We start from the raw sequence: 17,714 nt of genomic DNA, 5'->3' as shown, positions 1-17,714 counted from the left end.
AGGGGGCTCGCCCCCATTATCGGAAGATAGAAAAATGGCCTACTCTACATTTTGTCAAACCCCTAATAATGCAATGCTTGAGCCTATGTTTCTCGGGCAATCGGTTAATGTTGCCCGTTACGATCAACAAAAGTATGAAGTTTTTGAAAAGCTCATTGAAAAGCAGCTTTCATTCTTTTGGCGTCCCGAAGAAGTCGACGTCAGCAAAGATAAAATTGATTATGCAGCGTTACCTGAGCATGAAAAGCATATTTTTATCTCCAACTTAAAGTATCAGACACTACTTGATTCAATCCAAGGGCGTTCACCAAACGTTGCTTTTCTACCTTTGGTATCGCTGCCAGAGCTTGAAACTTGGATTGAGACATGGTCGTTCTCTGAGACTATTCACTCTCGCTCTTACACCCATATTATCCGTAATATTGTTAACGACCCATCAATTGTTTTCGATGATATTGTCCAGAATAAAGAGATCCTTAAGCGCGCAACTGACATTGCCGCTTATTACGACAAGCTCATCTTACTGAGCCAAGCATTTCACCTGCACGGTGAAGGCAGCCAAGAAATTGATGGTGAAGTCATTGAAGTGACCAAGCGTGAAATCAAAAAAGCGCTCTACTTATGTATGGTGTCAGTTAATGTACTTGAAGCCATTCGCTTCTACGTTAGTTTTGCTTGCTCATTTGCCTTTGCTGAGCGCAACGTTATGGAAGGCAACGCAAAAATTATTCGCCTTATTGCCCGTGATGAAGCATTACACTTAAACAGTACGCAACACATTTTAAAAATCATGCATGCAGGTAAAGATGATCCTGAAATGGCAGAGATTGCTAAAGAGTGTAAGCAAACCGCTATCGACATCTTTGTCAAAGCGGCCGAGCAAGAGAAAGAATGGGCTAAATACCTATTTAAAGATGGTTCAATGATAGGTCTAAATGAGACTATTCTTTGTCAGTACGTCGAATACATCACTAATGAGCGTATGAAAGCAGTTAATTTCGAATCTCCATACGCAGAGCAAACTAATCCACTGCCCTGGATGAAAAACTGGTTAGAGAGTGATGCGGTACAAGTGGCACCTCAAGAAGTTGAAGTTTCATCATATCTAGTCGGCCAAATTGATGCCTCAATTGATGAAGATGAGTTTTTAGACTTTGACCTTTAACAACATCAGTTATAAAAAGGCGCCTATCGTTAGCCTGCAAGGTCAACCGGTGCTGTTGTTTAATCAACAGCACCTGACCTTGCTAGAAGCGTTAGAGCAGAAAAAAGTAAACACTTTTTCTGAATGTAGAAATGGTTTTTGCGGACAGTGTAAAACTAAAGTAATTAGTGGTTCTGTTAGCTATTTGACTGAACCACTAGTTACATTAGCAGACGACGAATGCTTGCCATGTTGTTGTATTCCAAATACTGATATTAATTTGGATCTTTCAGGCGAAGGTGCCGAAGTTGTTGTTAGAGCGGCCAAACATAACCAACATCACGCTAGTGAAATAATTGATTAAGTTTTTCCTAATGGTGTTGCTACATAGTCGTCTTAGACATCAGCTTATGTAATCCATTCATTTCTGTTAATGCCGCACTGCCATACCAAGCCTTCAGTTCCATAATCAAACTTCCCGCTTGTACTGCTGGATCTGAAGCCGTAAGGGCTTTCGCTTCTTCTATACTGGTGACATTAAATATATAAATTCCTCTAAGCTCCCCATCAGCTAAGAAAGGTCCTGCTAGCACTAACTTTCCAGCTTCAGCTAATCTACCTATATTTGCCATATGTGCTGCTTGTAATGCTTTCGCTTCTTCATCTGTCCGATCTCTGTTTGGACCTCGCTTTAAAAAAGCCATGACATAGCGTTTCATGCCATATTGATCCGCCCCTGCAGTAGCCGCCCTATCTGCATCATAATTTGGATTAATACGCTCTTCAGCATAAAGGTTAGACGGTAAAAGAACGATGATAGCCACAACAAGCAGCATTTTATTAATCATGACAGACTCCTCATATTGTTTATCTAAACATAAGTCATCAGCCACAAAAAAGCCTGTTTAACCCAGTAAAAGAGTTAAACAGGCTCTTTGGGGATCAATGTCCTTAAAGAGCAATCGCTAACTCTGCTCCTTGGCGTATCGCACGCTTAGCATCGAGCTCTGCGGCCACATCTACACCACCGATAAGATGCACAGGTATACCTGTTGCTTTCATCTCGTCAACCAGCTCTGTATTTGACACTTGTCCGGCGCAGAGTACAACGTTATCGACGGCTAACACCTCAGCCTTACCATTAACGGTAATGTGCAGCCCCTCGTCATCAAACTTTTCATAGATGACGCCCGTTTTCATCAATACTTGATGCTGCTTCAACACTGAGCGATGGATCCAGCCAGTGGTTTTACCCAGCCCTTTACCCATTTTTGTGGTTTTACGTTGCAGTAACACCACTTCTCGGTGTTTACCTTCTTTGACCGGTTCAGTTAAGCCACCTGCCGCTTGATACTCTTTATCGATGCCCCACTGCTTGAGCCACTTATTAGGATTGAGCGTAGTCGATTCTTGTTCGCATAAATAGTGCGCCATATCAAAACCAATACCGCCAGCACCAATCAAAGCAACCCTATGACCGATCTCTACTTCGCCGTTGAGCACTTGTTGGTAATCAACCACTTTAGCATTATCAAAACCGGGTATATTGAGCGGACGCGGTTTAACACCTGAAGACATCACTATCTCATCGAACTTTTCATCTCGTACAACACTTGCATCCAGTCGAGTATTTAGGCGAAGATCAATCTTATGCGCTTTGATCTGATTTAGGAAATATCGAATCGTCTCATCGAACTCCTCTTTACCAGGGATCTTACGAGCGAGGTTGAACTGACCACCGACTTCAGATTTAGCTTCAAATAACACCACTTCATGGCCACGGCTAGCGGCATATACAGAAAATGCCATGCCTGCAGGTCCCGCTCCCATAACGGCGATACGTTTTTTAATCTTAGCCGGGGTGAAGTTAAGCTCTGTTTCGTAACAAGCACGAGGATTAACTAAGCATGTGGCTCGTTTCAATGCAAAAGTATGGTCAAGACACGCCTGATTACAGCCAATACAGGTGTTGATCAGTTCAGGAGTATTCGCGGCGGCCTTATTGACGAAATCAGCATCGGCTAAAAAAGGTCGTGCCATTGATACCATGTCAGCTTGACCCGACGCGATGATGGATTCAGCTATTTCCGGTGTATTAATGCGGTTAGTCGCAATAAGCGGAATCGACATCTCTTGCATCAGCTTTTCTGTTACCCAAGCGAATGCGCCCCGTGGCACACTTGTGGCAATTGTGGGTACACGTGCCTCATGCCAGCCTATACCTGTGTTAATAATAGTAACGCCTGCGGCTTCTAACCATTTTGCCAGTTGTACAACTTCATCCCAGGTCGAGCCATTATCAACCAGATCAAGCATCGACAGTCTAAAGATGATGATAAAATCAGTGCCCACTTTGGCACGGATCTGCTTAACAATCTCAATCGGGAACTGCGCCCTATTTTCAAACGCGCCGCCCCACTTATCACTGCGCTTATTAGTGCGAGAACTGACAAACTGGTTAATCAAATAACCTTCACTCCCCATCACTTCTACGCCGTCATAACCTGCCTTTTGCGCTAAAGCAGCACTCGTCGCATAATCTTTAATCGTGCCTGCAACCTGCCTTGTAGACATTTTTGATGGCGTAAAAGGGGTAATAGGTGATTTGATTTTACTCGGAGCTTGGGAGAATGGATGGTAACCGTAACGCCCTGCGTGCAATAGTTGCATGCAAATCTTACCACCCGCGTCATGCACCGCTTTAGTCACTAAAGTGTGTTTCTTTACTTGCCATGGAAAGCTCAATTGGCACGCATTGGGTGCCAAGCGTCCCCGTAGGTTTGGCGAAATACCGCCGGTGACGATAAGGCCAACTCCACCTTGTGTACGCTCTTTATAAAACGCTGCCAGTTTCTCAAAACCGCCCTTTTCCTCTTCCAAACCTGTATGCATTGAGCCCATCAATACACGGTTTTTTAACTGGGTAAAGCCCAGATCTAAGGGTTCTAATAAATGCGGAAACGACATTCAAACATCCTTTTTAAACAAGTGATTTAATTCAGCATACCTTGTGTAAACCATAAGCTCAATAAGTGACTGATCAGATTCCTTTACAATTGAATTTTCCTTTCGGTACTGTTTTCAGTTAGCATTATCATAATTCTGATTCAAAGGAGTGGCTGATGCCCGCTAAACCCTCAATATTTAAAAGGATGTTCCTGCTTAGCTGGAATGTAATTAACGGCACAAGAAAACTATTTTTAAACCTATTCTTTTTCGGCATAGTCATCGCACTCATCGTCGTGTTAAGTGGTGAAGAGAGTATAAAAGTAGAAGATGGCTCCGCACTGGTACTTAACCTTTCAGGTTCAATCGTTGATCAAAAACGCCGTGTAGACCCTTTTGAAGCAGCGATGAAAAGTAGTAATGGCAAAGACACTAATGGCGAGATCCTATTAACGGATGTCATCGATGTGGTTAACAGTGCCGCTGCCGATAAACGCATCAGCCATATAGTTCTCGACCTAGGCCACCTTAGTGGTACAGGTATGAGCAAGCTACAATCGATAGGTAATGCCTTAAACAACTTTAAAGAGTCTGGTAAGCTAATTATTGCTCACGCTAATTGGTACGGCCAAAATCAGTACTTTCTCGCCAGCTTTGCCGACAGCATCTACTTAAACCCACAAGGCAGTGTTGAAATTGAAGGCTTAGGACGTTACCGCCAATATTTTAAGTCAGCCTTAGACAAACTTAAAATTAAAGCTCATGTTTTTCGTGTTGGTACATTCAAGTCAGCAGTTGAGCCCTTTATTCGTGATGACATGTCTGATGCAGCGAAAGAAGCTAATTTAGCGCTACTAAATGACTTATGGCATAGCTACACCACCACCGTTGGCCAAAACCGAGATATCACCGCCAGTAGTTTATCTTTAAGTGCCGAGGACTATTTAGCCCAGCTCAATAAAGCTGAAGGTCAGTCAAGCCAAATGGCACTCAATATGAAATGGGTTGATGGGCTCAAAACAGCCGAAGGCTTTCGACTAAACATGGTCGATGCCGTTGGTACATCTGCCGATGGTGAATCATTTAAGCAGATTAATTTCTATGATTACCTTGCTGTAACCGCAAGCCAACCACTGCTTTTATCAAATGAGAAGGTCGGGATTATTGTTGCCAAAGGCAATATCATGAATGGCTCGCAACCTGCAGGACAGATTGGCGGAGAAAGCACCGCTAAATTACTGCGTAAAGCACGTTTTGATGATTCCATTAAGGCCGTTGTTCTCCGTGTTGATAGCCCTGGTGGCAGTGCATTCGCATCAGAACAGATCCGCCAAGAGGTATTAGCACTTAAAACAGCAAATAAGCCCGTTGTCGTCAGTATGGGCAGCTATGCCGCGTCCGGTGGATATTGGATATCTGCAAGTGCTGATTATATTTATGCTACACCGACCACATTGACTGGCTCTATTGGTATTTTCGGAATGGTCACCACTTTCGAAGATTCGCTCGCAAGTATTGGTGTACATACCGATGGCGTCGCGACATCGGATTGGGCTGGCTTTTCAGTCACTAAAGGGATCTCTCCAGGGATAAGCGCCATCATCCAACGTCATATTGAACGGGGATATAAAGACTTTATTTCATTAGTCGCTAAAGAGCGTGACATGAGTCTTGAACAAGTCGATAGTATTGCACAGGGCCGCGTTTGGACTGGACGTAAGGCGCTTAAACTTGGCCTCGTTGATGAACTCGGCGATATGCAAGATGCGGTATCACGAGCCGCTGATATGGCATCAATGGAGCATTTCGATATCAAAGTGATTGAACAAGAACTGTCGCCGCAAGATCTGTTTATTCAAGAGATGTTTGCTACAGCAGCTGTATATATGCCTGAAAGTCTGACAAACACAACTCTGTTAGAGCAACTTTTAGGACAGTTTTCAGCTGTCGCTCAAACATTGCAGACCTTTGATGACCCAAATGGTGTCTATCTATACTGTGATACTTGTAGTGACTAAGTCATTTACACTAGCGCGAAACTAAAGTTTTATTCAATAAAGCCCAGTTTTACTGGGCTTTATTATATCCACACCTTTATAATCACCTTATTGAAAGCAAAGACATAAATAATATGACTAAACGCTGTATATATATCGCCTATACTGGCGGTACCATAGGTATGCAAAAGACAGATCAAGGCTTTGCCCCTGTTGCAGGTTTTTTGATTGAGTGTGTCAAAGCAATGCCTGAGTTTTACCATGAAGATATGCCTGATTTCGTCATTAGTGAATATTCGCCTCTTATTGATTCGTCAGACATGGCGCCTACAGATTGGCAATTGATTGCTAATGACATTAAGGCCAACTATGAAAAATACGATGGATTCGTGATTTTGCATGGTACCGACACAATGGCTTATACAGCCTCTGCTTTGTCGTTCATGTTACAAGGGTTAACTAAGCCCGTTATCGTTACCGGCTCACAGATCCCACTGGCACAACTACGCTCAGACGGTCAAACTAATTTGCTTAACGCGCTCTATATTGCGGCTAACTACCCTGTTGCAGAAGTAGGTTTATTCTTCAACAATAAGCTGTTCAGAGGCAACCGTACCACTAAAGCACACGCTGATGGTTTTAACGCCTTCGCATCGCCAAACTTTCCGTTATTGCTAGAAGCAGGAATTAAGATCCGCTGGCATGCAGGCAAACGCGCAGAAGAGAATGCTAACCAAGCGCTTGAAGTCGTTAATATTAGTCCGCAACCCATTGGTGTTGTCACCCTTTACCCTGGTATTAACACCGAAATTTTCGCCAACATATTACAGCAGCCAGTAAAAGCGCTTATATTGCTGACCTTTGGTGTTGGAAATGCGCCGCAAACACCCGCGTTACTTAAGACACTACGAGATGCACATGAACGCGGTATTGTGCTGGTCAATTTAACCCAATGTTTGCAAGGCAAGGTGAATATGGGCGGTTATGCAACGGGTAATGCACTGGCATCGGCAGGCGTGATTAGTGGCTACGACATGACGACAGAAGCAGCGTTGGCTAAGCTACACTATTTATTATCGAAAGATCTCACACCAGATGCCATTCGCAAAGCGATGGAAACATGCATAGTCGGTGAATTAACACCTGATTAGGCATGCAATCTCAAATAGTAGAGACTAAAAGGCCCTGCTCTAATGTATTAGAACAGGGCCTTAATTTTTAAGTTACAGCTCTTTTTCTTGAAACTCAGCGATAGACTCGCCTTTGAACTGCTTCTTTAACTCTGACTTCGTTAGCTCATTAACACTACCTTCACTATTAATGGTGAAGTGGTCGGTTTGTTTAAGCTTTCTGGCCTGATAAAGCATCACCACCTGTTGAGTCGATGCACGCTGCTCTTGTGTTAGCACTGTACCATCATCCCATTTCCCCAGCTCTACCGCGCTTAATAAGCGCTGATATACGTCGGCAGGCATGTCATCAATGACTTTATTTATATCGGTCATACTTTTTTCCGTTTATGAAGCACGATTTGCATTCTAGTAATCAAATAGCCAACAAAACCAAGCGTAAAGGCTGACACTGCAATGATTGAACGAATCCCCTCAGCAGGCTCTCCGCCCCAAAACCAGGTGACTACCCCACCAATAAAAAGAGTTAGTGCTAAAAAGCTCTGATTCATTAACTGGTTAGACCGTTTTATATGGCTAATCACTTGCAGGTTTTCACTGTTGGCAGAAATACTAGCTTTACAGTGCGAGCACTCTTTCGCCACGCTTGAAATGCGCTCGCCGCAACTAGGACACTTAACTAATGCCATTTTATTACTACCTCAATACTCATTATGAATGAACCTACAACTTACTTTAATTTATCAACAACGGCATTCATAGCGATTAAAGACGCTTCACCTAAGTAAATACAACGCTCAGGTGACCAACCTGCCATCAAATCAGGCATGTTGTCATTATCTTTAAATGGCATCTCTAGGGTATTAGAAAGACAGCCAAACGTATGTGCAACCCAGTTTGAAGCTACTGTTAAGTTTGCCTGACCAGGCGCGTCTTTATCGTAGCCAAATTTAGTTTGAAAGTCTGGACTAGCCATTTGCAAAGCATCTACAAATGCTTGCTGACGAACCGCATCTTCTTTGGTGTAAGCAGGAACGCCTTCGCAACCCGCAAGGAATACAAAAGGAAGGCCTTCATCGCCATGCACGTCATAGAAAAGGTCAACACCTGTCTCTTTCATTTTATTGACCACATAAAATACTTCAGGGCTTTTATCTAACGACGGAGACTGCCATTCACGGTTAAGGTTTGTCCCAACCGCATTAGTACGCAAATGTCCTCGAACACTTCCGTCTGGATTCATATTCGGCACTATATAGAAGTTAGCTTTGTCTAAAAGAGATTTAGCCGTTGGGCAATCACTATCAAGCAGATTGTTGATCAAGCCTTCTACCAACCATTCAGCCATGGTTTCACCTGGGTGTTGGCGTGCAGTGATCCAGATATTCGCTTTCTCTTCGTCACCGTCGCCGACTTTAATCAAGGTCATATCACGTTCATCCAATGTCAGGCCTAAATGCTCTAAGCTGACTTGTGGATGGACTTGTACTGCCGCTAACAAGTCTTGATGACGCTCGTAGCTATAAGGAGCGAAATAAGCGATTTGAATTGCGTCACAATCAAGATCAACCGAAATCGTTAACTTGCCATCTTGATACGTCGTTGGCAGTCTAAACCAGTTTTGTCTGTCATAGGTTGCTACAGCTTGGTAATCATCCCAACCTTTGACATAAGAAGCCTTGTCAGCATTAACAATATTAAGCGTGTACTGAGTGCCTACGACACCATCGAGTTTGAAATTAAACCACTGGAAAAACTCTCCGCCTTCATCCGGACGAATGGCTAGCTGCACATCGTCTTTATTGTCAGCATTGATTAGTTCTATGTTTCCGCCATCAAAATTCGCGCTAATACGCATAACACTTCCTTTCTACTGTTTAGGCTGTGATCCAGCTCGATTTCATTCTTTGCGCTATAGAATAAACCAAAATGTGATAAGGAGCAGCCAAAACTGTGTAAAAACCGCTAAATATCGACGCTGTGTAAGCATTCCGTTGCAGGCACCCGTCAATACAGAGCTTTACCCACAACCTTAAATTCCCTACAATCGCTGCAATTAGAAGAGATAGAGGGAATAGACCCCCTTGATAGACACTGTATTCGTAAAAGAACGGAGAAACAAATGACCCAAGCTAGACATTGTAACTTACTTATTCTGGGTTCAGGCCCTGCTGGTTACACCGCAGCAGTATATGCCGCTCGCGCCAACCTAAAACCGGTGATGATCACAGGTATGCAGCAAGGTGGACAACTTACGACAACAACAGAAGTTGAAAACTGGCCAGGTGATGCAGATGATCTTACCGGTCCTGCGCTAATGGAACGTATGCAAAAGCATGCAGAAAAGTTTGAAACAGAGATTATTTTTGATCACATCAATGAAGTAAACTTAAACGTCCGTCCTTTCCAGTTAAAAGGCGATAACGGCGAATTCACTTGTGATGCGCTTATCATCTCTACTGGTGCATCAGCGATGTACTTAGGTCTAGAGTCAGAAGAAGCCTTTAAAGGGCGCGGTGTGTCTGCTTGTGCTACTTGTGATGGTTTCTTCTATCGTAACCAAAAAGTGGCTGTTATTGGTGGTGGTAACACCGCTGTTGAAGAAGCACTTTACCTGAGTAATATTGCGTCAGAGGTACACCTAATTCACCGCCGTAATACGTTCCGCAGTGAAAAAATATTAACAAAACGGCTAATGGACAAAGTAGAGAGCGGCAATATCATCTTGCACCTAGACAATACACTCGATGAAGTTGTTGGTGATGCCATGGGTGTTACTGGTCTTAAGATGAAGAGCACTAAAAATGGTGTAGTCAAAGATTTAGACGTCGCTGGTGTATTCATCGCAATCGGTCACAGCCCAAATACGGGTATGTTTGAAGGCCAGTTAGAGATGAGCAATGGTTATATCAAAGTCGAAAGCGGCCTTAATGGCAATGCGACACAAACGAGCATAGAAGGTGTATTTGCTGCAGGTGACGTAATGGATCAACATTACCGTCAGGCGATTACATCAGCAGGTACAGGCTGCATGGCTGCACTTGACGCTGAGCGTTACTTAGACGCTAAGAAATAATTGATTATTTTAATAAGAAGCAGGCTTTAAGCCTGCTTTTTTTGTATCCGTAATTAACCGAATTGAACATTAGCTACACGCTATGCGCCATGATGGGACTAACGATAAGCAAATATGACTGAGTTTAAATATTAATATCGGGACGTAACAAATTTCAGATACAAAAAAGGGAGCCCTAAGGCTCCCTTTTTACAAGAATCAAAGCTAATTACTTAGCTAAAGCTTCTTTTGCTTTTTCTACTAAAGTTGTAAATACAACTTTATCAAAAACAGCGATGTCAGCTAGGATCTTACGATCGATTTCAATAGAGGCTTTTTTCAAACCATTAATGAAACGGCTGTAAGACAGACCATTTTGACGAGCTGCCGCATTGATACGTGCAATCCAAAGTTGACGGAATTGACGTTTCTTCTGACGACGGTCACGGTAAGCATATTGACCAGCTTTAGTTACGGCTTGCTTTGCAACACGGTAAGTACGAGAGCGAGCTCCGTAATAACCTTTGGCTAATTTAAGTACTTTCTTGTGACGAGCACGAGCGGTTACACCACGCTTAACTCTAGGCATTGTTCTTTGCTCCTTTAATTAAGCGTAAGGTAGTTGACGTGCAATCGCAGGCATGTCAGCTTTAGATACTAAACATTTCGCACGTAAGTGACGCTTACGCTTAGTACTCTTTTTGGTCAAAATATGACGTAAATGGGCTTGCTTGCGTTTGAAACCATTAGCAGTTTTCTTAAAACGCTTCGCTACACCCTTGTCTGTTTTCATTTTAGGCATTGCTAAAACTCCGCATTGGGACAATTAATAAAACGCAAGGCGAACAGAGACCTTCAAAAGACCTCTGTTACTTTTAGGTTGCCTTACTATTTCTTTTTCGGCGCAAGAACCATGACAGCTTGGCGACCTTCCATTTTAGGGAAAGACTCCACGACTGCAATTGCTTCCAAATCTGCTTTGATACGGTTCAAAAGATCCATACCTAGGCTTTGGTGAGCCATCTCACGACCACGGAAACGAAGCGTTACTTTCGCCTTGTCGCCGTCTTCTAGAAAACGAGTCAGGTTGCGTAGTTTTACCTGATAATCGTTCGAATCTGTACCGGGACGGAATTTAATCTCCTTCACCTGTACAATTTTCTGCTTCTTTTTTTGTTCTTTTTGAGCTTTCGCTTTATCAAAAAGGAACTTACCGTAGTCCATTACACGGCAAACCGGCGGCTCGGCATTAGGACTGATCTCTACTAAATCAACACCGACTTCGTCAGCAACTTCTTGTGCTTCTCTAATAGTCAAGATACCTAATGGCTCACCGTCAAGACCGTTAAGACGGACCTCTGAAACACCAGTGATGAGCTCGTTAATTCTATTCGGGGCCGCCTGGCGCCCTGCTGTTTTTTTGATCTTTATGACCTAATCCTCCAACAAAATGAGACTACGGAGCGAAATTTGATTCTTGAGCTTAGTCGCAAATTCTTCGATTTGCATTTTACCTAAGTCAACTCCCTCTCGGGTACGCACCGCTACTTCCTTATTCTCTACTTCTTGATCACCAACGACCAATAAATAAGGGACACGCCTTAAGGTGTGTTCACGTATTTTAAAGCCTATCTTCTCATTCCTCAAGTCTTTAGTTGCACGAATTCCATGTTCTTTGAATAAATTGACAACTTTTTCCACATAATCGGACTGTTTATCAGTAATATTCATTACAACCACTTGTTGAGGTGCTAACCAAGCAGGGAATTTACCAGCGTACTCTTCAATAAGAATACCTATGAAGCGCTCTAATGAACCAAGAATGGCTCGGTGGATCATCACTGGCGTTTGACGACTATTGTCTTCAGCCACGTAAGTTGCACCTAAACGACCTGGTAATGCGTAATCTAATTGCACGGTACCACACTGCCATGCTCTGTCTAAACAGTCGTGCAATGTGAATTCAATCTTAGGTCCGTAGAAAGCACCTTCACCAGGAAGGATTTCAAATTCGATATCATTTGCTTTAAGCGCTTGCTGCAATGCTTCTTCAGCGCGGTCCCACATATCATCATCGCCGATACGTTTTTCAGGACGAGTAGAAAGCTTCACTACAATATTTTTAAAGCCGAATGTTTCGTATGTGTCATAGACCATTTGAATACATGCGCTAACTTCCTGCTGAACTTGATCTTCAGTACAGAATACATGTGCATCATCTTGAGTAAAACCACGAACACGCATCAAGCCATGTAGTGAACCTGATGGCTCATTACGGTGACAACAGCCAAACTCAGCCATACGCAAAGGTAGATCGCGGTATGACTTAAGACCTTGATTGAATATTTGAACGTGTCCAGGACAGTTCATCGGCTTAATAGCATACTCACGGTTTTCTGAGTTAGTGGTGAACATTGCCTCTGAATACTTGTCCCAATGGCCTGAACGTTCCCACAACACGCGATCCATCATTAATGGACCTTTGACTTCTTGATAAGTGTACTGACCTAGCTTTTGGCGGATGAACTTCTCAAGTTCTAAAAATATACTCCAGCCATCGTTGTGCCAGAACACCATTCCAGGTGCTTCTTCTTGCATATGGTAAAGATCTAACTGCTTACCAATTTTACGATGGTCACGTTTAGCCGCTTCTTCTAAACGGTTAAGGTGGACTTTAAGAGCCTTCTTATCTGCCCATGCAGTACCGTAGATACGTTGCAGCATTTTGTTGTCAGAGTTACCACGCCAATAGGCACCAGCAACACTCATCAACTTAAAGTTCTGACAGAACCTCATGTTAGGTACATGCGGGCCGCGGCACATATCGACATATTCTTCATGATGATAAAGCGCTGGCGTCGCATCTTTGCTGATGTTCTCATCAAGGATGGCGATCTTATAGCTTTCACCGCGAGCTTCAAAGGTATCACGCGCTTCTTGCCAGCTAACCACACGTTTATCAACGGCGTAGTTAGTTTTTGCAAGTTGACTCATGCGCTTTTGCAGCGCATCGATATCTTCCTGGGTTAATTTATGTTCTAAGTCGATATCATAATAAAAACCATTGTCGATAACTGGACCAATCGCCATTTTAGCTTCAGGCCAAAGTTGCTTAAATGCGTGGCCGAGTAGATGTGCACAAGAGTGGCGAAGGATCTCTACACCCTCTTCATCTTTAGCTGTGATAATAGAAAGCTCTGAATCGGTATCAATGATATCGCAAGCGTCTTTCAGCTCACCATTAACACGCCCGGCAATACAAGCTTTCGCAAGACCAGGACCAATATCGGCAGCAACATCTAAAGTAGAAACGGGTTGAGCAAACTCGCGTTTGCTTCCATCAGGAAGTGTAATTACAGGCATGAATTTTCCTTTTCCAGTGGTGACCCCCACGTAGGGCCACTTGGGTTTAATAATTAAGAGTTTAACGCCACCGGGACAAGACCGTACAGGAGTCTATGTTTTCCGGCGCGCAAGGGCGCAATTCTAAGTGATTGCTAAGGGTGGATGCAAGTTTTACCTCGAGATTAGTTTTTCTTATTCAAAACATTAAAAACATAAGGGTATATCATTACTACATAATGGCTAGCTATCACTTTACCTTCATTTTTAAACGTTAATCTATCCGCATCTAATTAAGGAGGAGATTATGCTTAACGTAATATGATAAGCAACAGCAGCACTCATTTAAATGGGTTATAGCCAAAGCCCCGAAGTCGAAGCACCAGTAATCGACAAAGCACGACTCTTAGCCGATACGTTCAATGTAGCTAAATAGTGGACCAAGTATTAGATTGTGTGATGCCTTATGATGAGGCCATAATGCCTTATATTTAGCAAACTACTTTATGGATAAGCGTTATGAATAAATGGGCTCTCATCACCGGCGCAGCAAAACGGATTGGTTATAGTATTGCTAAACAACTTCATCTGGATGGGTACAACATATTAATTCATTACAATCAGTCTCATAACCAAGCGCTATCACTATATACTGAACTAAATACAGCCAGGCCTAATTCTGCACAAATAATACAGGCCGAACTCAACAATCAGTTAGCACTAGAAAAATTTATTAGTGACCTAAAGTCACTGGCTTTACCTTTAACTGTACTCGTTAATAATGCTTCCGAGTTCTACCCGACTCCCATAGGCGAAACTGATTACTTAGCCGCACAACAACTACTTGCAACAAATCTGTTAGCCCCCTATTTTTTAGCTGAACAATTAGCTCCAACATTGAAACAACAAAGTGGCTGCATCATCAACTTAATTGATATCCATGCTAAGCGCCCACTAAAAGATCATGGGCTATACTCTATATCAAAGGCAGCACTTGAGATGGCAACACTTTCGCTGGCACAAGAGCTAGCTCCTGATATCCGCGTAAATGGCGTGGCACCAGGCGCAATCCTCTGGCCAGAACAATCTAATGATGGCTCTCAGGACCGTGTCTTAAAAGAAATCCCCTTAGCAAAGCTCGGCCAAACAGACGACATTGCTAAGTTGATATCTCATTTAGTTAGCGCTCCTTATATCTCAGGGCAGATTATTGCAGTAGATGGAGGACGAAGCGCTGTCGGATTTACGGGAGCTTAATATGCGATTTATCAATAAAACCATTTCATGCCCGCATTGCGGACATCATCAGCATCTCAACATTGATGCGACTGGCGGTGATCAGGATTACTACGAAGATTGCAGAGTGTGTTGCAACCCCATTCATATGCGGATGCATCTCGATGAATCTCGACTAAAAATCGAACTTTACATTGATTCTGATGACGAGCAAATTTACTAATTTAACGCGCTGTTTGCTACCAAAGCCAATCAGCGCCTTCAGGCTTTATTTAGTCAGCAAAGCGCTTGGCCAACACCCGCTCTACGGTATCAACAATGGCCTGAGTTTGACTATCAATCTCAATGTTGATTTTGTCACCCACAGTATATGAATCCAAATTGGTTAATTTTAGTGTTTCGGGGATCAAATGCAGCATAAAACTAGCATCCGAAACTTCCCCTACGGTTAGGCTACAGCCATTAACACCAACAAAGCCTTTGTAAAGGATATAATTCATCCACTTCGGTTCAACAGATAGACAAATGTTATAGTGGAACTCTGTTTTACTTACCGATTTCACCACGGCTACCGTATGCACATGACCCGATAGAATATGCCCGCCAATCTCACTACCAAAGGTTAACGACCGCTCGATGTTAACTTGTGATCCAGGTCTCAGCTTAGAGAGGTTAGTTAGCTTAAGGGTCTCTTCCATTACGTCGAAAAACACCCTATCATCACCTATTCTCGTAACTGTTAAACAAACACCGTTATTTGCGACACTTGCCCCTAGTGAAAGTCCCTCGCGCAAATCCGGCCCTATAGCGACTTGTAGTGTATTTAAACCCGTTTTTTTATCTATTGCCAACACTTCGCATGTTGCTTGAACTATACCTGTAAACATTTTATCTCTCGTATGTATTAAGGGCTCTATCCATGAACCATTCTGGCTTTCAAGCCAAACGCTTAATTCAATTAGCACTTCCTGTTCTAATTGCTCAAGTTACCCAGACTATGATGGGCTTCATCGACACCGTTATGGCTGGCCGAGTCAGCGCTGTTGATATGGCTGCCGTCGCTATTGGTTCGAGTTTGTGGCTCCCTGCACTGTTATTTGTGCAAGGGCTATTAATGGCATTTACGCCTGTCTTTGCCCATCATCATGGTGCAAATAATCAAAAAGCAATACAACCATTAGCTTTCCAAGCAGGATATATTGCCATAATAGGCAGCCTAGGTGTGATGTTCTTCCTCTCACTTGGGGAGAATATATTAGCGCTGATGGATTTGGAACCAGAAATGGCTCAGCTCAGTGTTGGCTACTTAAATGGTTTTCTGTGGGGCGTACCTGCTTTTGTTCTGTATCAGGTGCTTCGCGGCTGCAGTGAAGGGATCTCTTACACTCTACCGACTATGGTGATTGGTTTTGTTGGCTTAGCAGTCAACATCCCTGCGAACTATATCTTTATCTATGGCCATTTCGGTATGCCCGCTATGGGCGGCGCAGGTTGTGGCGTCGCCACAGCATTAGTATTTTGGGCAATGTTTATTGCCATGATTATCTATATGCAATTTCATACCAAATTTAAAGAGCTCGCGCCTTTCAAGTCTTTCCATATGCCAGACCTTAGAATTATGGTCGATATGACTAAGCATGGTTTCCCAATTGCGATGGCGCTATTTTTTGAAGTCAGTTTGTTCGCCATTATTGCGTTGTTACTTGCACCCTTAGGTGCAACAGTTGTCGCTGGTCATCAAATAGCGCTTAACTTTTCATCCATTGTTTTTATGCTACCACTATCTATAGGTATTGCCGTATCAATACGCGTCGGCTACTACCTTGGGCAAGATAAACCAGAAATAGCCTCAATGGTCACCCGACTAGGATTGATCATCTCTTTTTCACTTGCACTGTTTACTGCCATTATTACAGTAATGTTTAGAAATGAAATTGCCCTTCTCTATAATGACAACCCTGAAGTGGTTACTTTAGCGAGTAGCTTGATGTTCTTTGCTGCCATCTATCAATTGTCTGATGCCATTCAAGTCGTCACTGCCGGTGCGCTGCGCGGTTATAAAGATACTCGTAGTGCTTTTTATATAACGTTAGTTGCATATTGGGCTGTAGGTATGACATTTGGCTATACATTAGCAAGAACTGACATACTGGTACCCGCTATGGGCGCACAAGGTTTCTGGATTGGACTCATTGCAGGGCTGACAACTGCGGCAATATTGTTCGCTATGCGCTTGAGGTTTATCCAAAAAAGAGGTGTACAACTTTCGGTAATCTAGTCTTTTTGCTTAGAACAGGTTCAGAACGTCTAATCAGCATACAAGTTGCGCAGCAAAGCAGCATTCGGCAAGAAAGAGTGTTTTTTTACTTGCGCCAATGCTGCATCGACCGTACTATAGCGCTCGTTCCAAGGCAATAGCCAAACGGACAAGCAATATAAACAGTCGCGGGATGGAGCAGTATGGTAGCTCGTCGGGCTCATAACCCGAAGGTCGTTGGTTCAAATCCAGCTCCCGCAACCAATACAACCGTAGCTCAGTTGGTTAGAGCACTACCTTGACATGGTAGGGGTCGGTGGTTCGAATCCACTCGGTTGTACCAATGCTGTTTATAGAGTCATGTTTTACAATACAACCGTAGCTCAGTTGGTTAGAGCACTACCTTGACATGGTAGGGGTCGGTGGTTCGAATCCACTCGGTTGTACCAATTCTTTTTAGTTGAATTCAAATACTAACTTTTAAACTTGATACATCCGGACGCGGGATGGAGCAGTATGGTAGCTCGTCGGGCTCATAACCCGAAGGTCGTTGGTTCAAATCCAGCTCCCGCAACCAATTCTTTATTAGTAGAATTAAAACAACTAA

At 43.2% G+C, this 17,714-nt stretch carries 18 protein-coding genes and 4 tRNA genes; 12 read left to right on the top strand and 10 right to left on the bottom strand.

Annotated elements, in window-relative coordinates; genetic code table 11:
• Positions 1 to 34: 34 nt before the first annotated feature.
• Positions 35 to 1,165 (top strand): class Ia ribonucleoside-diphosphate reductase subunit beta, encoded by a 1,131-nt coding sequence (gene nrdB / locus L2755_RS12780; RefSeq protein WP_248981077.1) that lies wholly within the window; start codon positions 35 to 37, stop codon positions 1,163 to 1,165.
• Positions 1,155 to 1,508 (top strand): class I ribonucleotide reductase maintenance protein YfaE, encoded by a 354-nt coding sequence (gene yfaE / locus L2755_RS12775; protein ID WP_248981076.1) that lies wholly within the window; start codon positions 1,155 to 1,157, stop codon positions 1,506 to 1,508. Before nrdB ends, yfaE begins: the two co-directional genes overlap by 11 nt.
• Before the next feature lie 19 nt (positions 1,509 to 1,527).
• Here the strand turns inward: yfaE and L2755_RS12770 are convergent, their stop codons facing one another.
• Together L2755_RS12770 and L2755_RS12765 are read right to left on the bottom strand one after the other, a co-directional pair.
• Positions 1,528 to 1,992, bottom strand: coding sequence for a YciI family protein (locus L2755_RS12770; RefSeq protein ID WP_248981075.1), 465 nt, complete (start codon positions 1,990 to 1,992; stop codon positions 1,528 to 1,530).
• 103 nt (positions 1,993 to 2,095) lie between these two features.
• Positions 2,096 to 4,111, bottom strand: coding sequence for an NADPH-dependent 2,4-dienoyl-CoA reductase (locus L2755_RS12765; RefSeq protein WP_248981074.1), 2,016 nt, complete (start codon positions 4,109 to 4,111; stop codon positions 2,096 to 2,098).
• 155 nt (positions 4,112 to 4,266) lie between these two features.
• On the opposite strand from L2755_RS12765, the gene sppA reads away from it, so the two are divergent.
• Together sppA and ansA are read left to right on the top strand one after the other, a co-directional pair.
• Entirely contained in the window at positions 4,267 to 6,108 is a 1,842-nt protein-coding gene (sppA, locus tag L2755_RS12760) for a signal peptide peptidase SppA (protein WP_248981073.1), read from the top strand.
• Between the two features lie 113 nt (positions 6,109 to 6,221).
• Positions 6,222 to 7,238, top strand: a complete 1,017-nt coding sequence (gene ansA, locus L2755_RS12755; protein ID WP_248981072.1) for an asparaginase — start codon at positions 6,222 to 6,224, stop codon at positions 7,236 to 7,238.
• A gap of 72 nt (positions 7,239 to 7,310) precedes the next feature.
• Here ansA and L2755_RS12750 read toward each other — a convergent pair whose 3' ends face one another.
• Genes L2755_RS12750 through L2755_RS12740 form a run of 3 tightly spaced genes read right to left on the bottom strand, consistent with a single transcriptional unit; the run spans position 7,311 to position 9,075 of the window.
• The gene (locus L2755_RS12750; RefSeq protein WP_248981071.1) at positions 7,311 to 7,592 is read right to left on the bottom strand and encodes a YeaC family protein; all 282 of its coding nucleotides are present in this window, start codon (positions 7,590 to 7,592) and stop codon (positions 7,311 to 7,313) included.
• A complete protein-coding gene (locus L2755_RS12745) occupies positions 7,589 to 7,906 on the bottom strand; it encodes a zinc ribbon domain-containing protein (protein ID WP_248981070.1) in 318 nt (105 codons plus the stop codon). Before L2755_RS12745 ends, L2755_RS12750 begins: the two co-directional genes overlap by 4 nt.
• Before the next feature lie 41 nt (positions 7,907 to 7,947).
• On the bottom strand, positions 7,948 to 9,075 hold the full coding sequence (locus L2755_RS12740; RefSeq protein ID WP_248981069.1) for a M14 family metallopeptidase: 1,128 nt from the start codon (positions 9,073 to 9,075) through the stop codon (positions 7,948 to 7,950).
• A 264-nt stretch (positions 9,076 to 9,339) separates the two neighbouring features.
• Here L2755_RS12740 and trxB point away from each other — a divergent pair, with 264 nt between their 5' ends.
• The gene (gene trxB / locus L2755_RS12735; RefSeq protein WP_248981068.1) at positions 9,340 to 10,293 is read left to right on the top strand and encodes a thioredoxin-disulfide reductase; all 954 of its coding nucleotides are present in this window, start codon (positions 9,340 to 9,342) and stop codon (positions 10,291 to 10,293) included.
• 208 nt (positions 10,294 to 10,501) lie between these two features.
• On the opposite strand, the gene rplT is transcribed toward trxB, so the two are convergent.
• The 4 genes from rplT to thrS all read right to left on the bottom strand — a co-directional run bounded on the left by rplT (position 10,502) and on the right by thrS (position 13,635).
• Positions 10,502 to 10,861 carry a 50S ribosomal protein L20 gene (gene rplT / locus L2755_RS12730; RefSeq protein WP_142870895.1) on the bottom strand — a complete coding sequence of 120 codons (360 nt, stop codon included), beginning with the start codon at positions 10,859 to 10,861 and terminating at the stop codon, positions 10,502 to 10,504.
• Between the two features lie 18 nt (positions 10,862 to 10,879).
• Positions 10,880 to 11,074, bottom strand: a complete 195-nt coding sequence (gene rpmI, locus L2755_RS12725; protein ID WP_005503401.1) for a 50S ribosomal protein L35 — start codon at positions 11,072 to 11,074, stop codon at positions 10,880 to 10,882.
• Between the two features lie 86 nt (positions 11,075 to 11,160).
• Entirely contained in the window at positions 11,161 to 11,703 is a 543-nt protein-coding gene (gene infC / locus L2755_RS12720; protein ID WP_248981111.1) for a translation initiation factor IF-3, read from the bottom strand.
• 3 nt (positions 11,704 to 11,706) lie between these two features.
• Positions 11,707 to 13,635, bottom strand: a complete 1,929-nt coding sequence (gene thrS, locus L2755_RS12715; RefSeq protein ID WP_248981067.1) for a threonine--tRNA ligase — start codon at positions 13,633 to 13,635, stop codon at positions 11,707 to 11,709.
• Positions 13,636 to 14,133: 498 nt separating this feature from the next.
• Here thrS and L2755_RS12710 point away from each other — a divergent pair, with 498 nt between their 5' ends.
• Together L2755_RS12710 and L2755_RS12705 are read left to right on the top strand one after the other, a co-directional pair.
• Positions 14,134 to 14,871, top strand: coding sequence for a pteridine reductase (locus L2755_RS12710; protein ID WP_248981066.1), 738 nt, complete (start codon positions 14,134 to 14,136; stop codon positions 14,869 to 14,871).
• A gap of 1 nt (position 14,872) precedes the next feature.
• Positions 14,873 to 15,073 (top strand): CPXCG motif-containing cysteine-rich protein, encoded by a 201-nt coding sequence (locus L2755_RS12705; RefSeq protein WP_248981065.1) that lies wholly within the window; start codon positions 14,873 to 14,875, stop codon positions 15,071 to 15,073.
• 49 nt (positions 15,074 to 15,122) lie between these two features.
• On the opposite strand, the gene L2755_RS12700 is transcribed toward L2755_RS12705, so the two are convergent.
• A complete protein-coding gene (locus L2755_RS12700; protein WP_248981064.1) occupies positions 15,123 to 15,737 on the bottom strand; it encodes a riboflavin synthase subunit alpha in 615 nt (204 codons plus the stop codon).
• A 32-nt stretch (positions 15,738 to 15,769) separates the two neighbouring features.
• On the opposite strand from L2755_RS12700, the gene L2755_RS12695 reads away from it, so the two are divergent.
• From L2755_RS12695 to L2755_RS12675, 5 genes are all read left to right on the top strand, one after another.
• Positions 15,770 to 17,128 (top strand): MATE family efflux transporter, encoded by a 1,359-nt coding sequence (locus L2755_RS12695; protein ID WP_248981063.1) that lies wholly within the window; start codon positions 15,770 to 15,772, stop codon positions 17,126 to 17,128.
• 166 nt (positions 17,129 to 17,294) lie between these two features.
• Positions 17,295 to 17,371 (top strand) — tRNA-Met (locus L2755_RS12690).
• A gap of 2 nt (positions 17,372 to 17,373) precedes the next feature.
• Positions 17,374 to 17,450 (top strand) — tRNA-Val (locus L2755_RS12685).
• A 29-nt stretch (positions 17,451 to 17,479) separates the two neighbouring features.
• Positions 17,480 to 17,556 (top strand) — tRNA-Val (locus tag L2755_RS12680).
• Positions 17,557 to 17,607: 51 nt separating this feature from the next.
• A tRNA-Met gene (locus tag L2755_RS12675) sits at positions 17,608 to 17,684 on the top strand.
• Positions 17,685 to 17,714 lie beyond the last annotated feature (30 nt).

The organism is Shewanella abyssi, assembly GCF_023284025.1.
GTDB lineage: Bacteria > Pseudomonadota > Gammaproteobacteria > Enterobacterales > Shewanellaceae > Shewanella > Shewanella abyssi.
Note: the sequence above shows the minus strand (reverse complement) of the source record. Positions and strands in the feature narration are given on the sequence as shown.

Excerpts from the sequence above, each read along its gene's own strand:
- nrdB (WP_248981077.1), top strand. The coding sequence starts at position 35 with ATGGCCTACTCTACATTTTGTCAAACCCCTAATAATGCAATGCTTGAG.
- L2755_RS12770 (WP_248981075.1), bottom strand. The coding sequence starts at position 1,992 with ATGATTAATAAAATGCTGCTTGTTGTGGCTATCATCGTTCTTTTACCG.
- L2755_RS12765 (WP_248981074.1), bottom strand. The coding sequence starts at position 4,111 with ATGTCGTTTCCGCATTTATTAGAACCCTTAGATCTGGGCTTTACCCAG.
- sppA (WP_248981073.1), top strand. The coding sequence starts at position 4,267 with ATGCCCGCTAAACCCTCAATATTTAAAAGGATGTTCCTGCTTAGCTGG.
- ansA (WP_248981072.1), top strand. The coding sequence starts at position 6,222 with ATGACTAAACGCTGTATATATATCGCCTATACTGGCGGTACCATAGGT.
- L2755_RS12750 (WP_248981071.1), bottom strand. The coding sequence starts at position 7,592 with ATGACCGATATAAATAAAGTCATTGATGACATGCCTGCCGACGTATAT.
- L2755_RS12745 (WP_248981070.1), bottom strand. The coding sequence starts at position 7,906 with ATGGCATTAGTTAAGTGTCCTAGTTGCGGCGAGCGCATTTCAAGCGTG.
- L2755_RS12740 (WP_248981069.1), bottom strand. The coding sequence starts at position 9,075 with ATGCGTATTAGCGCGAATTTTGATGGCGGAAACATAGAACTAATCAAT.
- trxB (WP_248981068.1), top strand. The coding sequence starts at position 9,340 with ATGACCCAAGCTAGACATTGTAACTTACTTATTCTGGGTTCAGGCCCT.
- rplT (WP_142870895.1), bottom strand. The coding sequence starts at position 10,861 with ATGCCTAGAGTTAAGCGTGGTGTAACCGCTCGTGCTCGTCACAAGAAA.
- rpmI (WP_005503401.1), bottom strand. The coding sequence starts at position 11,074 with ATGCCTAAAATGAAAACAGACAAGGGTGTAGCGAAGCGTTTTAAGAAA.
- thrS (WP_248981067.1), bottom strand. The coding sequence starts at position 13,635 with ATGCCTGTAATTACACTTCCTGATGGAAGCAAACGCGAGTTTGCTCAA.
- L2755_RS12710 (WP_248981066.1), top strand. The coding sequence starts at position 14,134 with ATGAATAAATGGGCTCTCATCACCGGCGCAGCAAAACGGATTGGTTAT.
- L2755_RS12705 (WP_248981065.1), top strand. The coding sequence starts at position 14,873 with ATGCGATTTATCAATAAAACCATTTCATGCCCGCATTGCGGACATCAT.
- L2755_RS12700 (WP_248981064.1), bottom strand. The coding sequence starts at position 15,737 with ATGTTTACAGGTATAGTTCAAGCAACATGCGAAGTGTTGGCAATAGAT.
- L2755_RS12695 (WP_248981063.1), top strand. The coding sequence starts at position 15,770 with ATGAACCATTCTGGCTTTCAAGCCAAACGCTTAATTCAATTAGCACTT.